Below are 18,085 nucleotides of genomic sequence, written 5' to 3'. Positions count from 1 at the left end.
GTGGACGAGGAGCCGGTAGACAAGGGAGACATCGTGGCGGGCGCGACGACGGCGGGATCGAGCCGCGTGACGATCGTCGCGCCGAAAACCCGGGTCGATCTCGCCCTACCGTCCGATGTGCCACTCGCTGACGTACTCCCGACGCTGTTGCGGTTTGCCGGTGACCGGCTGGCCGACGAGCCTGACGGCCGCTACGGCTGGTCGCTGGCCCGGCTGGCCGGTCCCGCGCTCGACATCGCACAGTCGCCGGCGCAGTTGGAGATCCGCGACGGCGAGTTGCTCTACCTGCGCCCGCGCGGTGGTGAGCAGCCCGAGCCGGTCTTCGACGACGTGGTCGACGCGATCGCCACCGCGACCCGGATGCGGCCCGGCCGCTGGTCCGCCGCCACCACCAAGGTCTTCGGGCTCGGCCTGGGCGCGACCGCGCTGGTCGGCGGCGCCGTCGCGCTCGCGCTGACCGGCCCGCCGCGCGGTGTCGCACCGGCCATCGCCCTCGTCCTCGGGTTGCTCCTGCTCGCGACGGCCGCCGTCGCCGCGCGCGGGTTCCGCGATCACCGCAACGGGTTGCTGCTCGCGTTGGTGTCCATGGTGTACGCCGCCGTCGGTGGCCTGACCCTGTTCGCCGGCGACCGCGGGCTCGACGAGCTGGCCGCCCCTGACCTGCTGGTCTGCGCCGCAGCGATCGTCTTCGTCTCCGCGGTGGCGGGCAGTGCGGCCGTCGCCGCCTACGGCCAGGTGTTCCTCGCGGCCACCGCCGGCGCCGTGGCGCTCGGTGCGGCCGCCGCGATCTGCATGATCTTCGGGGCCACCCCCGCGGGCGCCGCCTCCGTCGTGCTCGCGTTGGCCCTGGTCGTGGTGCCCGCGATGCCGATGATGTCCTATCGGCTGGCCGGTCTGCCGGTGCCGACCGTGCCGTCCGGCACCGACGACCTGCGCTCCGACACCGAGACCGTCGACGGCGCACGGGTGTTGCGCCTCGCCGAGCGCGCCGACGACCTGCTCGCCGGGATGCTCGGTGCGGTCGCGCTGATCGCGGCCGGATCGGCGATCGCGCTGGTCACAACTGGAGGGACCGCCGGGTACGCGCTGTGCGCGGCGCTCGGGCTGCTGCTGTTCATGCGGGCGCGCTGGTTCATCTCGACCGCGCAACGGTTGCCCCTGCTGGTCGCCGGCGTGATCGCCCTGGCCGCGATCGCCGTCGGCGGCTTCCTCGCCACGAGCATGCTCGGCCGGCTGGCCTTCGTCGTCGCGGGGCTACTGGTGGTGGCCGCGGTGAGCGTCGGCTCGGCCCTGGGCGCCGGCCGTCGCCAGTCACCGGTGCTCGGCCGCACCGTCGACCTCCTGGAGATCCTGCTGATCCTCGGCATCCTGCCGCTGGTGGTCTGGGTCAGCGGCCTGTACGGCTGGATCCGCGCGATCCGCGAGAGCTAGAGCCGGCCCGGGGGGCCGAACATCTGCTGTTCGATCTCCGTCGCCGAGATCCAGGCGACGCGGAGCTGGCCGTCGCTGAGCAGCGCGACCGTGTCGTCGGGCAGCGACTCCACTTCGGACGCGGAGTCCGGGTCGACGCCGAGGCGGGCCGCCACGTAGACCGCCTGTTGGGCCCACATGCGTTGCACCAGGGCCGCGTCCGCCGCCGCGAGTGCGTCGGCGGCCGTGTCGGTGAGCTGCGCCGAGATGGTCAGCGTGGCCTGCCATGCCTCGCCGGGACGCAGGTCGACGACGCGCTGGCCCTCGATGTCGTGCACGTGCAGGATCGGACCGCCGACCCAGCCGGCCACGGGCGGGCGGCCGCCGGTGACGACGCGTACCCGGTCAGGGTTGCCGACCGCCACCTCACCGAGGCCGTGCCAGCGGCGTTCGTCCGAGGTGCGGACGAAGACCTGGGCGCCGAGCGCCAGTGCGCGGAAGACCGCGACGCGGGCCAGCCAGAGGCCGCCGATCAGGGCGATCCGGGTCGGCTGCGGGCGGAACATCCGCAGCAGGACCGCCGTGCCGTCGGCACCGCGGCCGAGCAGCAGGCCGGTGTGCTCGGCGTGCATGCCGATCGCGCCCGCGGTCGCCGCGGAGAGCGGCTGGGCGGTGCGGGTCACCATGGGCCACCACCGGTCGGTGCGGTCGCGTACGCGGCGGGACCTTGCCAGCCGTCGAGGCGGCGGAGCTTGAGGCCGAGGTGGCCGGCGCGACCTGACAGCGTGCGCGCCACCTCTGGCAGCTGCGGCGCCGGCGCGGCCATCCGCACTACGGTGCGGGCCAGCACCGACCCGCCGCCTTGCGGTCGCAGCTCGATCGAGAGGACGACCTGCGCGGCGGGTGCGCGCAGCAGCGACGACAGCGGTGCCTCGCGCGGCGGCAGCCCCTGCACCTCGAAGGCCAGGTGGTGCAGTCCGGCGGCGTGGAAGGTGGTCCAGTCCTCGCCCGGCGCGCCGCCGTCATGGGCCGGCACGTCGAGGCCGGCGCAGAGCCGGACGGCCGCCGCGAGCTGCTGCGGGCCGAGGATCTCGGTGACGATGCCGGCGCTGTTCAGCGCCTTGCTCACCCGGCCGACGGCGGCTGCGACCGCCCGGTGCACGCCGTCGACGCCGCCGCCGCGGCGGTGTGCGGCGACCGCCGCGTCGGCCACGTCGAGGCGGACCGCGACCCAGTCGCGCTGGTCGATCGGCGCCGGGCCGGACGGCAGCAGGTCGGCGGCGAGCTGCTGGTAGGAGGCGACGCTGGGGACCTGGCTGGGTAGCAGGTGGTGCGGTGCCGGCGCCGCCCAGCTGACCACCTGGACGCCGCTGACCGGCAGGGTGACGTCGTCGAGCAGGGCGGCAAGGCGGTCGACCGGGACCGGGACGCCGCGGGTGCCGGAGACGCCGAGCGGGGGCGCGATCGCGACGGCGGCGTACCAGCCCCCTTTGTCGCAGCCGATGCCGACACTGGTGCCTCTGTCGTCGTACCCGTTGATGGAATGGTCCTGTAGGACCGCCCCGGTGCCGCGCCGTCGCCGCCAACGCCGCCTGGCGCGGAAGTTGTCTGTCCACCATCGACCGTCGCGGCGGGCGTAGACGAAGCCGGCGACGATCAACGAGGCCGGGGCCGCGGCGCCGAGCCCGATCGGTGAACCGCTGAACGCGGCGAGCGCGATGGCGACGATGGCGGTCTCGGCGACCACCAGGCGCCAAACGGCGGTTCGCATGCGCGTTCTCCTCCCCAGGGGCACGGCGGGGACAGCGTACGACGAGTCGCCTATCGTAGGGTGGCCCCGTCGCGGTGGCTGGGAGGGTCGTCAATGCGCAGCCGGCAGGAACAGGTGCAGGCGCACCGGTTCATCACCCGGCGCATCGTGTCAGGCCTGCTCACCGGCGAGCCGGAGACCAACGAGCTGCCGATGCGGCGGTTCGGGCTCGCGCTGTTCGGCAGCGTGATGGTGGCCGCGATCGTGTTCGCGATCATCGGCGTGATCGGGTTGGTCAACCCCGGCGGCGGCAAGCCGGCGACCGGTGAGCTGATCATCATGCGGGAGACCGGCGCGCGGTACGTGCTCGTCGACGAGACCCTGCATCCGGTGCTCAACTGGAGTTCGGCGCTGCTGTTCGCCGGCACCGAGAAGCCCGCGATCAGGCAGATGTCGCGCGACTCGCTCGGCGCGTACGCCGTGGGAGAACCGATCGGCATCCCGGGCGCGCCCGACCCGCCGCCCGACCGCGGTGCGTTGGTGCGGCTGCCGTGGAGCGTGTGCAGCACGCCGCCGCAAGGCACCGGCGGGCCGTCGACGACGGTGTTCGTCGGTCGTGAGCCGAGCCGCGGCGAGGCCCTCGGCACGCGGCGGGCGGTGCTGGTCAGCACCCCGGCGGACGCGAGCGGACCGGGCGCGACCTATGTGGTCTACGACGACCACCGCTACCGGGTCGTCGACGAGGTCACGCTGACCGCGCTGGAGCTGGCCGCGGTCGAGCCGGTGATCGTCGGCAAGGCGTTGCTCAACGGCATCGCCGGCGGCCCTGATCTGCGGCAACCACCGATCGACGGTGCCGGGGACATCAGCTCGCGACCGATCGGCGGCGACCGCGGTGAGATCGGCAAGGTCTATCGGGCGGGTCAGCAGCGGTACGTGTTGACGCGCGAGGGCCTGGTCACCATCGGCGACGTGTCCGCGCGGCTGTTGCTCGCCGACGATCCCCGGGAGATCCAGATATCGGCCGCCGAGGCGGCGGCGGCGCTGGTCCGCGGGGCGTCGATCGAGCCGAAGGGCTTCCCGGCGCGGCTGCCGGCGATTCAGCCGGCGCAAGCCGCGGACCCCATGCTGTGCGCCGTGCACGAGGGCGCCGACACGCCGCGGGTGCGCCACTACTCCGCGCTCGCGGACGGCTTGCCCAATGGTGCCGGGTCCGTGGGTGGTCCGGGCGCGGACGGTGTGGGTACGGCCGATCGCGTGATCGTCGCCAGCGGCAAGGGTGCGCTGGTGCGGGTCGAGCCGGCACCCGGCGTACAGGCTGACACCACGACCTATCTCGTTACGGACCAGGGCTACAAGTACCCCTTGCGGAATGAAGGTCAGGTCAACGCGGCGGCGGCCATGGGTTACGGGGGTGTCGATCCGCTGCCGGTGCCGTCGAGTCTGTTGGCGCTGGTGCCCACGGGTCCGGTGCTCGACCCGGCTGCCGCGCAGCGATTCGCGCGACCGGTCGGTTGACGCTGGCCGCAGGCAGTGACGGGTCGAAAAGTGTCGTTGCCTAGCGCTAGGCTCGACTGTGGACGACGTGGAGTGAGCATGCAGCCGGCGACCCCGACATCCGGGGCCACCCAGACAAGACTGGACATCTGATCGATGGGGAACGAACAGACCAAGGTCGATATTCTCTCGCTGGAAGACTTCCGCAAGGCGCTCGACGCGCGCCTGACGGAGGCCGAGACGCTGCTCAAGACCGTGACCGGCTCGGCCGCCGCACGGCCGCCGCTGGGCGGGTTCGTCGACGCCAGGCGGTTCACCGACGCGCATGACACCCGCCAGGACGAGCAGGTCGCCCGCGTACGCCGGCTGATCGACGCCATCCGCGCGGCGCAGAAGGCGACCGACACGATCATGAGCAACTACCGCACGACCGAGGCGCGCAACGCGGCGAACTCCGCCGACATCGCCAACGCGCTCGGCGGGGTCCAGCAGGCACTGGGGGGTTCGAGCAATGGGTGACGGGGGCCGCTACGCGGGGATGAGCCACCGGGAGCTCTACGACCAGCTGTTCGCGGGCGTGCCCTGCGAGGTCGAGAACACGGTCGCGGCGTGGAAGTCCGCCGAACGCCAGGCCGACACGCTCGCCGGCACGATCGACAGCGACCTCGAGCGGGTGCTGGCGGGCTGGGAAGGCGCCGCGGGCACCGAGTTCCGCGACCGGGTGGGCAAGATCGCGACGTTCTCGCGCCAGCTCTCCGGCAACTTCCTCGCGACACACAGCGGGCTGAGCCAGATGAGCGCGGCCCTGGCCGACGCACAGGCCAAGGCGGAGACGCCCGAGGAACACGACGACAACGACAAGATGTGGAGCGGCGTCGCCAGCGGCGCGGGCAAGGGCGCGATCGCCGGCCCAGTGGGCGCGCTCGGTGGCGCGATCGTCGGTGGCTTCATGGGCCACAACCAGGACGAGGAAGAGAAGGAACGCGCCCGGCAGCGGATGGCCGCGCTGGTGGCCGGCGTCGCGACCTCCTATGAGGTGGCCGACCGGTCAGATTGGCGGCCGTTCCCGGCGCCGCCGACGGGCCTACCGGAGGGCGACCCCAACCGGCGCTCGACGCCGCGCGGTGGCCCGGCGGTGGGTGCGCCCGCGGTGTCGCGGGGCACCGGCCCGGCGGGTTCGGGCCGCACGGGCTCGATCGACAACCCGGCGCACGTGGCCGCTGACCCGGGCCTGACCGGCGGTCCGTCGACGACGGGCCCGGGCACGGTCGGCGCCGGCACACAGGTCGGCTCGCAGCTCACGGGCAGCGGCGACGGCGCGATCGCGGCCGGCGCCGGGGTGATCGGCACGGCCGGCGCGCTGTCGCAGGTCGGCGGGGTGCCCAACCCGTCGGGCGTCGTGGGCACGGGCCTGACCTCCGGCGGCCTGCCGCCGGGCGGCGTGCTGGGCGCGGGCAATCCCGGCAATGTCGGCACCGGCGGTTCGACGACGGCGGCGTCGGGCCCGAAGGGCGCCAACACGGTGAAGCCGTCGCCGACCTCGGGCCAGTCGGCGACCGGGCCGCGGGGGGCGGGTGGGCGCACGACCTCGGTCAACGGCAGCCAGTCGGCCGCCGGCCGCCCGGGTGCAGGGAACAACAGCGCGGCCGGGCCGCGGAGTGGGTCGCGCCAAGGCACACCGACGAACCCGGAGGCGGGGCGCAACACGACGTCGGGGGCACGGTCGCAGGCTGCGGCGGGCTCGCGCGCCAACCAGCCGCACGAGGACGAAACCGACGAACACTCGACGTGGCTGACGGAAGACGACCTCGTCTGGCGCGACTCGGGCGACGTCCCACCGCCGGTCCTAGGCACAAACTAACTGGTCGCGGGCCTTCGCAACGCCCGACCACGACTTAACTGTCGGACCCGCGCGCCACAATGAGGGTGTGCAACTGCCCGTCATGCCGCCCGTGCAGCCGATGTTGGCCAAGTCCGTGGCGGAGATTCCGGATGATCGGTTCTACGAGCCCAAGTGGGACGGGTTCCGGTCGATCGTGTTCCGGGACGGCGACGAGGTCGAGGTCGGTAGCCGCAACGAGCGGCCCATGACCCGCTACTTTCCCGAGATCGTCGCCGCCGTCAAGGAGAGCCTGCCGCCCCGGTGCGTGGTCGACGGCGAGATCGTGATCGCCAGCACCGACACGCAGGGGCTCGACTTCGGGGCTCTGCAGCTGCGGCTGCATCCGGCGGCGAGCCGGGTCAAGCTCCTCGCTGAGCAGACGCCGGCGAGCTTCATCGCGTTCGACCTGCTGGCGCTCGGCGACGACGACTACACCGGGCGGCCGTTCCACGAGCGGCGGGCCGCGCTCGAGCGGGCGCTGCAGGACGCGCGGCCGCCGGTTCACCTCACGCCGATCACCACCGACCGGGCGGTCGCGCGGCGGTGGTTCGACCTGTTCGAGGGTGCCGGTCTGGACGGTCTCATCGCCAAGAGTGGTGACGAGGTCTACCAGCCCAACAAGCGGGTCATGACGAAGATCAAGCACGAGCGGACCGCGGACTGTGTCGTTGCCGGCTACCGCCTGCACAAGAGCGAGCCCGAGGCGATCGGGTCCCTGCTGCTCGGGCTCTACGACGATCCGGCCAACCCGATGCTGCCGGCGGCCTGGCGGGAGCACAGCGGCGGCACCAACCTCAGCTCCGTCGGTGTGATCGGGGCGTTCCCGATGGCCCGCCGCAAGGAGCTCTACGCCGAGCTGCAGCCGCTGGTCACCGACTTCGCCAACCACCCCTGGAACTGGGCCGCGGCCTTCGCGGGCACCGAGCTCCGGCGGGACTCCAACGCCAGTCGGTGGAACCCCGAGAAGGACCTCTCGTTCGTGCCGCTGCGACCCGAGCGGGTGGTCGAGGTGCGCTACGACCACCTTGAGGGTCACCGGTTCCGGCACACCGCCCAGTTCGTCCGGTGGCGCCCCGACCGAGACCCGCAGTCCTGCGGCTATGACCAGCTGGACCAGCCCGTACGCTTCGACGTCGCCGACGTTCTGGCCGGCCGGATCACCCCGGAGGCGTAGGCCGCAGCAACCTAGGTGGGGTTTTCCCGACCCTGAGCGGTAGGCCAGGTCAATCCCCCCACGTTCGTCAGGGCACGATTCGAGGGGTGCACCCGGGCGCTTCCCGATATCGGGAAAACGGCGCGGCCGGAAGCCTTGATGGCATGAAGAAAACCACCGCCGCCCGCGTTTTCGGAACCGTGTCGATGCTTGGACTGGTCACCGCCGTCGTGGCCACGGTGGTCGGACACATCGGACTGGGGCCGGGGTACGACCCCCTTGAGCTGACGATCAGCGACTACGCGCTGTCGAACCGGGGCGTGACCATCGAGATAGCGATGGTCGCGCTCGCGATAGCGGCGCCCGCGCTGCTCGCCGGGCTCAAGGCGGTCGGCGCCGCCGTCCGCGGTCTGCCGACCGTACTGCTGTCGATCTGGTCCGCGGGTCTGCTCGTCGCCGCGATCGTCCCGACCGATCCGCCCGGGATGCCGACGATGTCGACCGCCGCACTCGTCCACCGCTACACCTCGGTGGCCGCGTTCGTCGCCCTGCCGATCGCCGCCGCGCTCATCGCGGCCCGGTTCGCCGGGCTCGGCGACCGGCTCGCCTCGACCGTCCGCTGGCTCTGCGTGAGCTGCGTGGTCGGGATCGGCGCGCTCTGGTACGTCGCGTTCCCGGGCGAGCGGGTCATGATGGGCCTCGTCGAGCGTGGCCTGGTCGCCATCGAGATCACCATCCTCACGGTCATCTCGATCGGCATCCTGCGCGCCGCCCGCCGGGCCCGGAAGGGCCACCTGGCGACCGACATCGCCACCAGCTACCCGGTCGAGCAGCCGGCGATCCGCGAGCGCCGCGAGGACGCCCTGGTCGGGGCGGTTAGCGGCGGCGGACCGAGGGGTAACGCGGAGGCATGACCGACGACCGCAGCCAGTCCCGGGCCGAACACCCGCTCCCCGAAGAGGAAGCGGTAGGCAGCGACGACTTCCAGGAACAGGCGGAAGCGATCCTGATGGAATCGGACATCCGGGAGGAAGAGCCCGAAGCCACCGAGGCCTCCGTCGTCCGGCAGGAAGATCCGGAGGAGATCGAACGCCGGACCTCGGAAGAGGCAGCCGAATAGACGACCGACGAAGATCCCGGCGGGAACGCCGGGATCTTTCGTCTGTGCGGCCTCAGGCGGCCAGCGGCAGAGCGGCCACCTGCAGGAAACCCCGCGCCCGCGGAAAGTCCCGCAGCCGGTCGGCCATGACGTCGAAGGTCAGCCCCACGGTGTGCAGGGGCACCCGGCGGCTGGCCAGCACCGTCGACATCCAGCTCACGAACTCACCGAACAGCGACGCGTCGTCGACGTAGACCGCCGCGGCCAACGAGTCGACGATGTAGCCCAGGTCGGCGACCGTCGCGTCGATCTGGGCCGGCGAGTACCGCCCCAGATCCAACCGCTCGAGCGCCAGGTCGATCAGCTCGACCCGGGCGGCCACGAGCCCCGCGTACTCGGTGTCGTCGACCAACGAGTCCGCTGTCGCCACGTCCAGCGAAGGCGCCGCGAGCAGGGTCGACGCCGCTCGCGCGTCGGCGGCCCAGGCAACCCCGAGCTTGCGCGCCCACCGGCCGTCCGACCCGAACCCGCGCCCGCCGACCACCACGGGCACGTCCGTGCGCCGGCAGGCCTCGATCGCCCGGAACGCGTGCGGCAACCGCATCGGCAACGCGCACGCCAACAGCACGGCCCGCGGATCGTGCCGGTGCAGGTACGACACGAGGTGCGGCGACGGCACGCTGGCACCGAGGAAGGTGACGTCCCAACCGTCGAGCCGCAGCACCTCGGCGACCAGCCGGGCCGGCAGCGCGTGCCATTCACCGTCGAGGCACGCGACCACGACCCGCTCCCGCGACGGCCGCGGCCGGACGGTCGCGGCCACCGCCGCCACCACCCGCTCGCTGACGTGCGTCGCCGCGTGCTCCTGGGCCACGCTCCACTCGTTGCGCGCCCACCACTCGCCCACCTGCGCCTGCGCGGGCGCGACCAGCCCGAGCAGCACCCGGTCGGCCGGCACGCCGGCGTCGAGCAGGGCGAGCGCGACGTCGATCGCGCCGTGTTCGTCGGCGTCGTCGAGGCAACGCAGATAGTCCGGGTAGGCGCTGTCGACGGTCGGGTCGAGCACCGCGGTCACGAAGCCTCCAGCCGATCGGGTACGGCGTGCAGGTGCCGCGCGGGCGACCCGGGCGAGACCGCCCGCACCGCGAACACCGCGATGTCGTCGTGGTTGCGGCCACCGAGCCAGTCACCGATCACCTGCTCGACCCGCTCGGCCAGGGCCGGCGCCGGCATCCGCTGGCAACCGGCGAGCGCGTCGACGAGCCGCGCCGTGCCGAACTGCTCGCCCCGCACACCGCCGCGCGCCTCGGTCACGCCGTCGCTGAACAGCAGGCAGGTCTCCCCCGCCGCGAGCTGCACGTTGACCGCGGCGATCCGCGGGTCGGGCACCACCCCGACCAGCATGCCGCGCAGGTCGACGGTCTCCACCGCGCCGTCCGCGCGCAACACGACCGGCGGCAGGTGACCACCGCTGGCCAGGGTGAGGGACAGACCGCCACCGTGTACGGGGTTCGCCCGCCCCAGCACCATCGTCGCGAACCGGCCGTGCCCGTGCGCCCGGGTGGTCTCCAGCACGGAGTCGTTGAGCAGGGTCAGCAGCCGTGCCGGGTCGGACTCGATCCGCCGGAGCGCCTGCAGGCCCTGCCGGATCTGGCCGGTGAACACCGCGGCGTCGACGCCCTTGCCGGACACGTCGCCGAGGTAGAACAGCGCGCCGCCCTCGGGCAGCTCGTGTGCGCCGTAGAAGTCGCCGCCGATCCGCAGGGAGCTCTGCGCCGGCCGGTACGCGGCGCCCCACTGCACGCCGCCGACGCTGGGCGGCTCCGTCGGCGCGAGGCTGTTCTGCAGCGTCTCGGCCACCTCGGCCTGGTCGCGGTAGAGCACGGCGGCGTCGAGCGCCGCGCCCGCCCGGGCCGCGAAGCCACGCAGCATCTGCATGTCGTGCTCGTCGAGGTCGGCGCCGCGGGCGACGAGCAGTGCACCGGTCGCGGACGCGCTGCCGGGCAGGGTCACGCCCCGGACCGTGACGCGGTCCGGGTCCCGGGTGCCCAGCCAGCCCGCGCCGGCGAACTGGTCGGCGAGCCAGTCGGCCTCGGAGGGCTCCTCGCCACGCAAGGCCTGTTCGACCGCGGGCGGCAGCTCGTCGGCGGGCAGCACGCCGCCGTCGACCACCGCGGCCGCGTCGGCGTCGCCGCCGACGGCCCGCCACCAGCGGGCCCGGCCGCGCCGGGGTGCCAGCACGACGACGGCGACCTCACCGAGCGTCGGCACGGCGAGCCGCACGGCCGCCCGGGCCGCCCGGTCCTCGTGCAGCGGGTTGCCGAGCTTCTGGCTGGCCATCGCGAGGAAGCGGGCCCGGCCGCGCTCGGCGAGCAGGGCGTCGGAGCGCGCGACGGCGTCGGTGACGTCTTCGACGTACCAGGCGATGCTGGTCGCGCCGCTGACCGTGAGGTCGACGCGGCGGCAACGCACCCGCCGCCCGCCGATGGTCTGTTCGCCGACGGTGAGCGCCGCGATGCCGCAACCCGCGAGGGTACGGCCGGGCGTGAGCCCCGGCATCAGCCGCAGCGCGGGCTCGCTGAACTCGCGGACCACGCCCGCGGGGTCGGTGACGACCACGCCCTCGCGGAAGTTGTCGAGCAGCGCGTCCGGGGCGGACAGCGGTGCGAGCACGGAGGGTCGACGGTGCCCCGGCGGAGTGCCGGCGGACCAGTCGGGCGCCGCTGCGGTCGGGACCGGGCGACCGCCCGACTCCGAGCCTGCGACGTCGGCGGTGCTCACGTGCGTCGACTTCCCCCTGATCGGTTGGCCTTGGCCAACCCACCCTACGCGCATGTTTGTCATGCGGCATGTGATCGGGCGGCGGCCTGATCACCCGATCGACCGTACGACCTCGTCTGAACAGGCGGCCCGGACGCGGGTGCCCTAGAGTGGATCCGTCGAAGAGGAGGTGGCACGGTGAGTCGGCTGATACCGGACCCGGCGCCCCTCGTGGTCGACGTCGAAGATGGCGACGACACCGTGGTCACGGTCCGCGGTGATCTCGACTTTCCCTGTGCCGACGTGCTGCGGCTGGCGCTGACGACCGCGCTCGACCGCGGCCCGGCCACCTTGACCGTCGACGTCGAACGGCTGACCTTCATCGACAGCACCGGCCTGGCCGTGCTGGTGCACGCCTGGCGGCGTGGCCAGGATGCCGGCGTCCCGGTCGCACTCCGGTCGGCGCCGCCGTTCCTGACCTCGATCCTCGACATCACCGGCGTGGGTGAACTGCTCGCCCGTCCGGCTCCGCGCGCCGCATCCGACGCCGCCACCGCCTGATCAGAAGCCTGGTTTCGCCTCCGGCGTAACATCCTTAATTCGGTTGTGAGTGAGTGACTCACTCAGTTAACCTTCCGGCGTGATGACGTCGACCGCCACCACCGGGGGCCGGGCCCGCCCCCTGCCGCCCGAGGAGCGCCGCGCCGCCCTGGTCGCGGCCACGCTGCCCCTTGTCGTCCAGCACGGCACCAAGGTCACGACGAAGCAGATCGCCGAGGCCGCCGGTGTCGCGGAGGGCACGATCTTCCGTGTCTTCCCCGACAAGGAGAGCCTGGTCCGCGAGGCCATCGCGACGGTCCTCGACCCGATGCCGACCGTGGCGGCCCTCAACGGCATCGACCTCGACCTGCCGATCCGCGACCGGCTGGCGCAGGCGGTCGACATCCTGCGCAAGCGGCTCGAGACGGCGTTCGCGGTGATGTCGGCGCTGCGGATGGACGGCCCGCAGCACCACAAGCCCGAGGAGCGGCCGAGCCACCAGCCGATGCTCGAGGCGGTGGAACGCCTCGTCGCGCCCGACGAGGACAAGTTCCGGATGCCGGCACCCGAGGTCGCGCGGATGCTCCGCCTGATCACCTTCGCCGGCACGCACCGCATCATCACCGACAACCACCCGATGACCACCGAAGAGGTCGTCTCCGTCCTGCTCGACGGCGTGCTGCGCAGGCCGGAGACCGAAAGCAACCCGGGGGAAAGTTGCTGATCAAACTTCTGCGGCGCTATCTGCGCCCGTACTCGAAACCGCTGTTGGCGGTCGTCGCCTTCCAGTTCGTCGGCACGATGGCCTCGCTCTACCTGCCCAGCCTCAACGCCGACATCATCGACAAGGGCATCGCGCTCGGCGACACCGGCTACATCGTGCGCATCGGCGGCTGGATGCTGGCCGTGACGGTCGTGCAGATCGCCTGTTCGATCTGCGCCGTCTACTTCGGTGCGCGCACCGCGATGAGCTTCGGCCGCGACGTCCGCGGCGCGATCTTCCACCGGGTCGGCATGTTCTCGGCCCGCGAGGTCAACCACTTCGGCGCACCGTCGCTGATCACCCGCACCACCAACGACACCCAGCAGGTGCAGATGCTCGTCGTGATGAGCTGCACGTTGCTGGTCACCGCGCCGATCACCGCGGTCGGCGGCGTGATCCTCGCCCTGCGCGAGGACGCCGGCCTGTCCTGGCTGATGCTCGTCTGCGTGCCGGTGCTGGCGATCGCGATCGGCCTGATCATCCGCCGGATGGTCCCGACGTTCCGCCGCATGCAGACCCGCATCGACGTGGTCAACCGCGTGCTCCGGGAGCAGATCACCGGTGTACGCGTGGTCCGCGCGTTCGTCCGGGAGCCCTACGAGACCGACCGGTTCGACGACGCCAACGGCCAGCTCACGCTTACCGCCCTGCGGGCCGGCCGGCTGATGGCGCTGATCTTCCCGACCGTGATGCTCGTGCTCAACGTGTCGAGCGTCGGCGTGCTCTGGTTCGGCGCCAGCCGGGTCGACTCCGGCCAGATCGAGATCGGCGCGCTGACCGCGTTCCTCAACTATCTGGTGCTGATCCTCATGTCGGTCATGATGGCCACGTTCATGATGATCATGGTGCCGCGCGCCGCGGTGGCCGCCGAGCGGATCACCGAGGTGCTCGACACCGACAGCACCGTCGTGCCCGCGGCCGACCCGGTCACGGCCGTGAGCGAGCGGGCGCGGCTGGAGTTCCGCGGCGTCACCTTCCAGTACCCCGGTGCCGCCGCACCCGTGCTGCGCGACATCGACCTGGTCGCGTCGGCGGGCAGGACGACGGCCATCATCGGGAGTACGGGCGCCGGCAAGACCACGCTGATCTCCATGGCGCCGCGGCTGTTCGACGTGACGTCCGGTGCCGTGCTCGTCGACGGTGTCGACGTCCGCGAGCTCGACGCCGACCTGCTGTGGAGCAAGATCGGGCTGGTGCCGCAACGGCCCTACCTGTTCACCGGCACGGTGGCGAGCAACCTGCGCTACGGCAACCCGGACGCCTCCGACGAGGAGCTGTGGGCCGCGCTCGAGGTGGCGCAGGCCAGGGACTTCGTCTCGGAGATGCCCGAGGGGCTCGACGCGCCGATCGCCCAGGGCGGCACCAACGTCTCCGGTGGCCAGCGGCAACGCCTGGCCATCGCCCGGGCACTGGTCCGCAAGCCGGAGATCTACCTGTTCGACGACTCGTTCTCCGCACTCGACCTCGGCACCGACGCCCGCCTGCGGGCCGCACTCCGGCCGGTGACGGCCGACGCGGCCGTGGTCGTGGTGGCACAGCGGGTGTCCACGATCATCGACGCCGACGAAATCATCGTGCTGGAGGACGGCGCGGTCGTCGGCCGCGGCCGGCACGCCGACCTGTTGGAAACCTGCCCGACGTACGCGGAGATCGTCGAGTCGCAGCTCACGGTGGGAGCCGCCGCATGACCACACCGACCAACGGCACCTCCAGCGGCGCCAGCAACGCGCCCGGCGCGAACGCCGGCGACGGCACGGGCACGGCCGCGGGCGGCGGTGCGGGCACCGGCACCAAGACGACTCCCGGCCGGCTGCCGGCCGCGGGACGGCGGCCCGCCGGTGGTGGACCACCGTGGATGAGCGCCGGCATGCCGACCGAGAAGTCGATGACGTTCGTGCCATCGGCCAAGCGCCTGTTGCGCCGGCTCACGCCGTACCGCGGGCAGTTGTTGATCGTCATCTTGTTGGCCGTTGCCAGCGTGGCGCTGTCGGTGATCGGGCCGAAGATCCTCGGCCACGCCACCGACGTCATCTTCCGCGGCGTGCTCGGCCGCAAGCTGCCCGCCGGCACCACGCTCGAGCAGGCGGCCGCGGCCGCCCGGGCCGCCGGCCAGAACAACTTCGCCGACCTGCTGCTCAAGACGCGGCCGATCCCGGGTGTGGGCATCGACTTCCACCGGCTCGGCCAGATCCTGCTGCTGGTGCTCGGCATCTACGTGGTGGCCAGCGCGCTGGGCTGGCTGCAGGGCTGGGTGCTCAACGGAGTCGTGCAGAGCGCGACGCGCAAGCTGCGCGCCGACGTCGAGGACAAGCTCAACCGGCTGCCGCTGCCGTACTTCGACAAGCAGCCGCGCGGCGAGCTGCTCAGCCGGGTCACCAACGACATCGACAACGTCTCGCAGAGCCTGTCGCAGACGCTGAGTCAGCTCCTGACCTCGCTGCTCACGGTGATCGGCGTGGTCACGCTGATGTTCGTGATCTCGCCGCTGCTGGCTCTGGTCGCGCTCGTCGCGGTGCCGCTGTCGGTCATCGTCACCCAACAGATCGGCAAGCGGTCGCAGAAGAAGTTCATCGCGCAGTGGACGCACACCGGCCGGCTCAACGCGCACATCGAGGAGGCCTTCACGGGCCACGAGCTGGTCAAGGTGTTCGGCCGGCAGCGCGAGGTGGAAGCCGACTTCGAGCAGAAGAACGACCAGCTGTTCAAGGCCGCGTTCGGCGCGCAGTTCATCTCCGGGATCATCATGCCGGCGATGTTCTTCATCGGGAACCTGAGCTACGCGGTCATCGCGGTGCTCGGCGGCCTGCGGGTCGCCTCGGGCACGATGACGCTGGGCGACGTGCAGGCGTTCATCCAGTACTCGCGCCAGTTCACCCAGCCGCTGACCCAGGTCGCGTCGATGGCCAACCTGCTGCAGTCCGGTGTCGCGTCGGCCGAGCGCGTGTTCGACCTGCTGGACGCGGACGAGCAGGTGCCGGACCCGTCGCCCGCGGTCGAGGTGCGCCAGCCGCACGGGCGGGTCGAGTTCGAGCACGTCTCGTTCCGCTACACGCCGGACACCCCGTTGATCGACGACCTGTCGCTGGTCGCCGAGCCCGGGCACACGGTGGCGATTGTCGGGCCGACGGGGGCCGGCAAGACCACGCTGGTCAACCTGATCATGCGGTTCTACGAGCTCGACGGCGGGCGGATCACGCTCGACGGGGTCGACATCACGACCATGGAGCGCTCGACGCTCCGGGGTGAGATCGGCATGGTGTTGCAGGACACCTGGCTGTTCGGGGGCACGATCCGAGAGAACATCGCGTACGGGAACCCGTCCGCCACCGAGGCCGAGATCCACGCGGCGGCCGAGGCGACGTTCGTGGACCGGTTCGTGCGCAGCCTGCCGGACGGCTACGACACGGTGATCGACGAGGAGGGCAGCAACGTCAGCGCCGGCGAGCGGCAGCTCATCACGATCGCGCGGGCGTTCCTGGCCGACCCGTCGCTGCTGATCCTGGACGAGGCGACCAGTTCGGTCGACACGCGCACGGAGGCGTTGCTGCAACGCGCGATGGCGGCGCTGCGCTCCGACCGGACGAGCTTCGTGATCGCGCACCGGCTCTCCACGATCCGCGACGCGCACCTGATCCTGGTGATGGAGCGGGGCCGGATCGTCGAGCAGGGCACGCACGAGGAACTGCTCGCCGCCAATGGTGCGTACCGGCGCCTGCACGACGCGCAGTTCACCCAGGCGGCGGTCGATCTGGATGAAGGTCCGGGAATCGCGCTCGCGGGGGCACCGGCCCAGCGCTAGGGTCGCTCGCATGATTCACGTGGAACGGGCGACGGCGGCCGACCGCCGACAGGTGGTCGAGACCGTCGTCGCCGCGTTCGACCTAGATCCGGCGTTCCGCTACTTCTTCCGGGACCCGGTGACCCGCGACGCCGAGGCGGCGGAGTTCGCCGGGCACCTCTTCGACCAGCGGGTCGCGCCGGGCACCACCTGGGTGATCTCCGGCGGCAGGTCGCTCGCGATGTGGGACGCGCCCGGCGGGTGGTCCGGCGAGGAGCCCAAGCTGGCGGTCTCCGACGAGGCGCTGGCCCGGCTCGACGACTACCACCGCGCCGTGCAGGGCTTCTTCCCGCGCCGGGAGCCGTTCTGGTACCTCGGTGTGCTCGCGACCCACCCGTCACACGCGGGTCGCCGGCTCGCCCGCGAGGTGATGAAGCCCGGGCTGGCCGCGGCCGCCGCGGCGGGGCTGCCGGCCTACCTCGAGACGACCAACGAGAACAACGTCGCCATGTACGAGCGTGCCGGCTGGCGGGTGAGCGGCAGCACACACCTGGACGATCTTCCGATCTGGGTCCTCACCCAGTAACGTGGGCCTCTGCGAAGGGGAGTAGCTCCCAACGCGGTGGTCGACACACTGGCGCCTCGGCGCCCGGCCACCCGACCTCAGGCTTCCTGAGGTGAGCGAGACCTTCGGCTACGGCAATGACCAATTGCCGGGTCGAAGTCTCGCGCTTTCCTCGACCCGGTGACCGCACCCGGGGAGGAACCAAAGTGGGAGGCTTTCTTGCCGCCCTCGTGCTCAGTTTCGGCGTCATCTTCGTCGCTGAGCTCGGCGACAAGTCCCAGCTGATGGCGATGACGTTCGCCACCAGATATCGCGCCCTGACCGTGCTGATCGGCATCACCGTCGCCACGGCCGTGGTCCACCTGGTCTCGGTGGCGGTCGGCTACGGCCTGGGCGCGACGCTGCCAACGGGCTGGATCGGGCTCGCCGCCGGCGTCGCGTTCCTGGCCTTCGCGGCCTGGACGTTGCGGGGCGACTCGCTGACCGAGGAGGAGAAGTCGAAGGCCCAGCGCTCGCAGCGCTCGGCGGTGCTGGCGGTCGGCGGCGCGTTCTTCCTCGCCGAGCTGGGCGACAAGACCATGCTGGCGACGATCACGCTGGCCACCCAGCACGGCTGGTTCGGCGTCTGGGTCGGCTCGACGATCGGCATGGTCGCCGCGGACGCCCTGGCGATCCTGGTGGGCCGCATGCTCGGCAAGCGCCTGCCGGAGAAGGCCATCAAGTGGGGCGCGGCGGCCCTGTTCGTGATCTTCGGCATCTGGCTGATCGTGGACGCGCTGGTCGAGCTGGTCTGAGGTTGCCAGCGGCTTTGCTCTGCATCCATATACGCACCACCCCCGCTGACCTGCGGTGCGTATATGGATGCAGAGCAAAGCCTGGCGAACTGGG

17 protein-coding genes are annotated in these 18,085 nt (G+C 72.0%); 13 read left to right on the top strand and 4 right to left on the bottom strand.

Translation table 11 applies throughout. From position 1 onward, the window contains the following. Nucleotides 1-33 precede the first annotated feature (33 nt). Nucleotides 34-1,431, top strand: a complete 1,398-nt coding sequence (gene eccD / locus AB0H87_RS01240; RefSeq protein WP_360137615.1) for a type VII secretion integral membrane protein EccD — start codon at nt 34-36, stop codon at nt 1,429-1,431. Here eccD and AB0H87_RS01235 read toward each other — a convergent pair. Both AB0H87_RS01235 and AB0H87_RS01230 read right to left on the bottom strand, forming a co-directional pair. Beyond that, a complete protein-coding gene (locus tag AB0H87_RS01235; RefSeq protein WP_360137612.1) occupies nt 1,428-2,096 on the bottom strand; it encodes a hypothetical protein in 669 nt (222 codons plus the stop codon). The two genes, eccD and AB0H87_RS01235, sit on opposite strands and share 4 nt — an antisense overlap. Next, nucleotides 2,090-3,181, bottom strand: a complete 1,092-nt coding sequence (locus AB0H87_RS01230; RefSeq protein ID WP_360137609.1) for a type VII secretion protein EccE — start codon at nt 3,179-3,181, stop codon at nt 2,090-2,092. The genes AB0H87_RS01235 and AB0H87_RS01230 overlap by 7 nt, the downstream gene beginning before the upstream one ends. A gap of 93 nt (nt 3,182-3,274) precedes the next feature. On the opposite strand from AB0H87_RS01230, the gene eccB reads away from it, so the two are divergent. From eccB to AB0H87_RS01200, 6 genes are all read left to right on the top strand, one after another. After that, complete coding sequence (gene eccB, locus AB0H87_RS01225) at nt 3,275-4,678, top strand: type VII secretion protein EccB (protein ID WP_360137606.1); 1,404 nt, start codon at nt 3,275-3,277, stop codon at nt 4,676-4,678. A 135-nt stretch (nt 4,679-4,813) separates the two neighbouring features. Then, nucleotides 4,814-5,176, top strand: coding sequence for a hypothetical protein (locus AB0H87_RS01220; RefSeq protein ID WP_360137603.1), 363 nt, complete (start codon nt 4,814-4,816; stop codon nt 5,174-5,176). After that, nucleotides 5,169-6,518 carry a hypothetical protein gene (locus tag AB0H87_RS01215; RefSeq protein WP_360137600.1) on the top strand — a complete coding sequence of 450 codons (1,350 nt, stop codon included), beginning with the start codon at nt 5,169-5,171 and terminating at the stop codon, nt 6,516-6,518. Before AB0H87_RS01220 ends, AB0H87_RS01215 begins: the two co-directional genes overlap by 8 nt. 67 nt (nt 6,519-6,585) lie before the next feature. Next, on the top strand, nt 6,586-7,713 hold the full coding sequence (locus AB0H87_RS01210; protein ID WP_360137597.1) for an ATP-dependent DNA ligase: 1,128 nt from the start codon (nt 6,586-6,588) through the stop codon (nt 7,711-7,713). Between the two features lie 143 nt (nt 7,714-7,856). Continuing rightward, the gene (locus tag AB0H87_RS01205; RefSeq protein ID WP_360137594.1) at nt 7,857-8,606 is read left to right on the top strand and encodes a DUF998 domain-containing protein; all 750 of its coding nucleotides are present in this window, start codon (nt 7,857-7,859) and stop codon (nt 8,604-8,606) included. Next, nucleotides 8,603-8,812 (top strand): hypothetical protein, encoded by a 210-nt coding sequence (locus tag AB0H87_RS01200; RefSeq protein ID WP_360137591.1) that lies wholly within the window; start codon nt 8,603-8,605, stop codon nt 8,810-8,812. Before AB0H87_RS01205 ends, AB0H87_RS01200 begins: the two co-directional genes overlap by 4 nt. 52 nt (nt 8,813-8,864) lie before the next feature. On the opposite strand, the gene AB0H87_RS01195 is transcribed toward AB0H87_RS01200, so the two are convergent. Together AB0H87_RS01195 and AB0H87_RS01190 are read right to left on the bottom strand one after the other, a co-directional pair. Then, nucleotides 8,865-9,857, bottom strand: coding sequence for a cobalamin B12-binding domain-containing protein (locus AB0H87_RS01195; protein ID WP_360137763.1), 993 nt, complete (start codon nt 9,855-9,857; stop codon nt 8,865-8,867). A 5-nt stretch (nt 9,858-9,862) separates the two neighbouring features. Beyond that, the gene (locus AB0H87_RS01190) at nt 9,863-11,464 is read right to left on the bottom strand and encodes a PP2C family protein-serine/threonine phosphatase (protein WP_360137588.1); all 1,602 of its coding nucleotides are present in this window, start codon (nt 11,462-11,464) and stop codon (nt 9,863-9,865) included. Nucleotides 11,465-11,749: 285 nt separating this feature from the next. On the opposite strand from AB0H87_RS01190, the gene AB0H87_RS01185 reads away from it, so the two are divergent. The 6 genes from AB0H87_RS01185 to AB0H87_RS01160 all read left to right on the top strand — a co-directional run bounded on the left by AB0H87_RS01185 (nt 11,750) and on the right by AB0H87_RS01160 (nt 17,991). After that, entirely contained in the window at nt 11,750-12,112 is a 363-nt protein-coding gene (locus AB0H87_RS01185; protein WP_360137585.1) for an STAS domain-containing protein, read from the top strand. Nucleotides 12,113-12,194: 82 nt separating this feature from the next. After that, nucleotides 12,195-12,815, top strand: coding sequence for a TetR/AcrR family transcriptional regulator (locus tag AB0H87_RS01180; protein WP_360137760.1), 621 nt, complete (start codon nt 12,195-12,197; stop codon nt 12,813-12,815). After that, nucleotides 12,809-14,542: an ABC transporter ATP-binding protein gene (locus AB0H87_RS01175; protein WP_360137582.1), complete on the top strand. Its 1,734-nt coding sequence runs from the start codon at nt 12,809-12,811 to the stop codon at nt 14,540-14,542. The genes AB0H87_RS01180 and AB0H87_RS01175 overlap by 7 nt, the downstream gene beginning before the upstream one ends. A gap of 167 nt (nt 14,543-14,709) precedes the next feature. Then, complete coding sequence (locus AB0H87_RS01170) at nt 14,710-16,653, top strand: ABC transporter ATP-binding protein (protein WP_360137757.1); 1,944 nt, start codon at nt 14,710-14,712, stop codon at nt 16,651-16,653. Nucleotides 16,654-16,663: 10 nt separating this feature from the next. Further along, the gene (locus tag AB0H87_RS01165) at nt 16,664-17,218 is read left to right on the top strand and encodes a GNAT family N-acetyltransferase (protein ID WP_360137579.1); all 555 of its coding nucleotides are present in this window, start codon (nt 16,664-16,666) and stop codon (nt 17,216-17,218) included. A gap of 185 nt (nt 17,219-17,403) precedes the next feature. After that, complete coding sequence (locus AB0H87_RS01160) at nt 17,404-17,991, top strand: TMEM165/GDT1 family protein (protein WP_360137576.1); 588 nt, start codon at nt 17,404-17,406, stop codon at nt 17,989-17,991. The last annotated feature ends 94 nt before the right edge of the window (nt 17,992-18,085 follow it).

Origin of the sequence: Asanoa sp. NPDC050611 (assembly GCF_040654855.1) — a bacterium.
GTDB lineage: Bacteria > Actinomycetota > Actinomycetes > Mycobacteriales > Micromonosporaceae > Asanoa.
Note: the sequence above shows the minus strand (reverse complement) of the source record. Positions and strands in the feature narration are given on the sequence as shown.

Bases quoted from the DNA above. Each gene is read 5' to 3' on its own strand.
- AB0H87_RS01235 (WP_360137612.1), bottom strand. From the start codon at position 2,096: ATGGTGACCCGCACCGCCCAGCCGCTCTCCGCGGCGACCGCGGGCGCG.
- AB0H87_RS01230 (WP_360137609.1), bottom strand. From the start codon at position 3,181: ATGCGAACCGCCGTTTGGCGCCTGGTGGTCGCCGAGACCGCCATCGTC.
- eccB (WP_360137606.1), top strand. From the start codon at position 3,275: ATGCGCAGCCGGCAGGAACAGGTGCAGGCGCACCGGTTCATCACCCGG.
- AB0H87_RS01220 (WP_360137603.1), top strand. From the start codon at position 4,814: ATGGGGAACGAACAGACCAAGGTCGATATTCTCTCGCTGGAAGACTTC.
- AB0H87_RS01215 (WP_360137600.1), top strand. From the start codon at position 5,169: ATGGGTGACGGGGGCCGCTACGCGGGGATGAGCCACCGGGAGCTCTAC.
- AB0H87_RS01205 (WP_360137594.1), top strand. From the start codon at position 7,857: ATGAAGAAAACCACCGCCGCCCGCGTTTTCGGAACCGTGTCGATGCTT.
- AB0H87_RS01200 (WP_360137591.1), top strand. From the start codon at position 8,603: ATGACCGACGACCGCAGCCAGTCCCGGGCCGAACACCCGCTCCCCGAA.
- AB0H87_RS01180 (WP_360137760.1), top strand. From the start codon at position 12,195: ATGACGTCGACCGCCACCACCGGGGGCCGGGCCCGCCCCCTGCCGCCC.
- AB0H87_RS01170 (WP_360137757.1), top strand. From the start codon at position 14,710: ATGAGCGCCGGCATGCCGACCGAGAAGTCGATGACGTTCGTGCCATCG.
- AB0H87_RS01165 (WP_360137579.1), top strand. From the start codon at position 16,664: ATGATTCACGTGGAACGGGCGACGGCGGCCGACCGCCGACAGGTGGTC.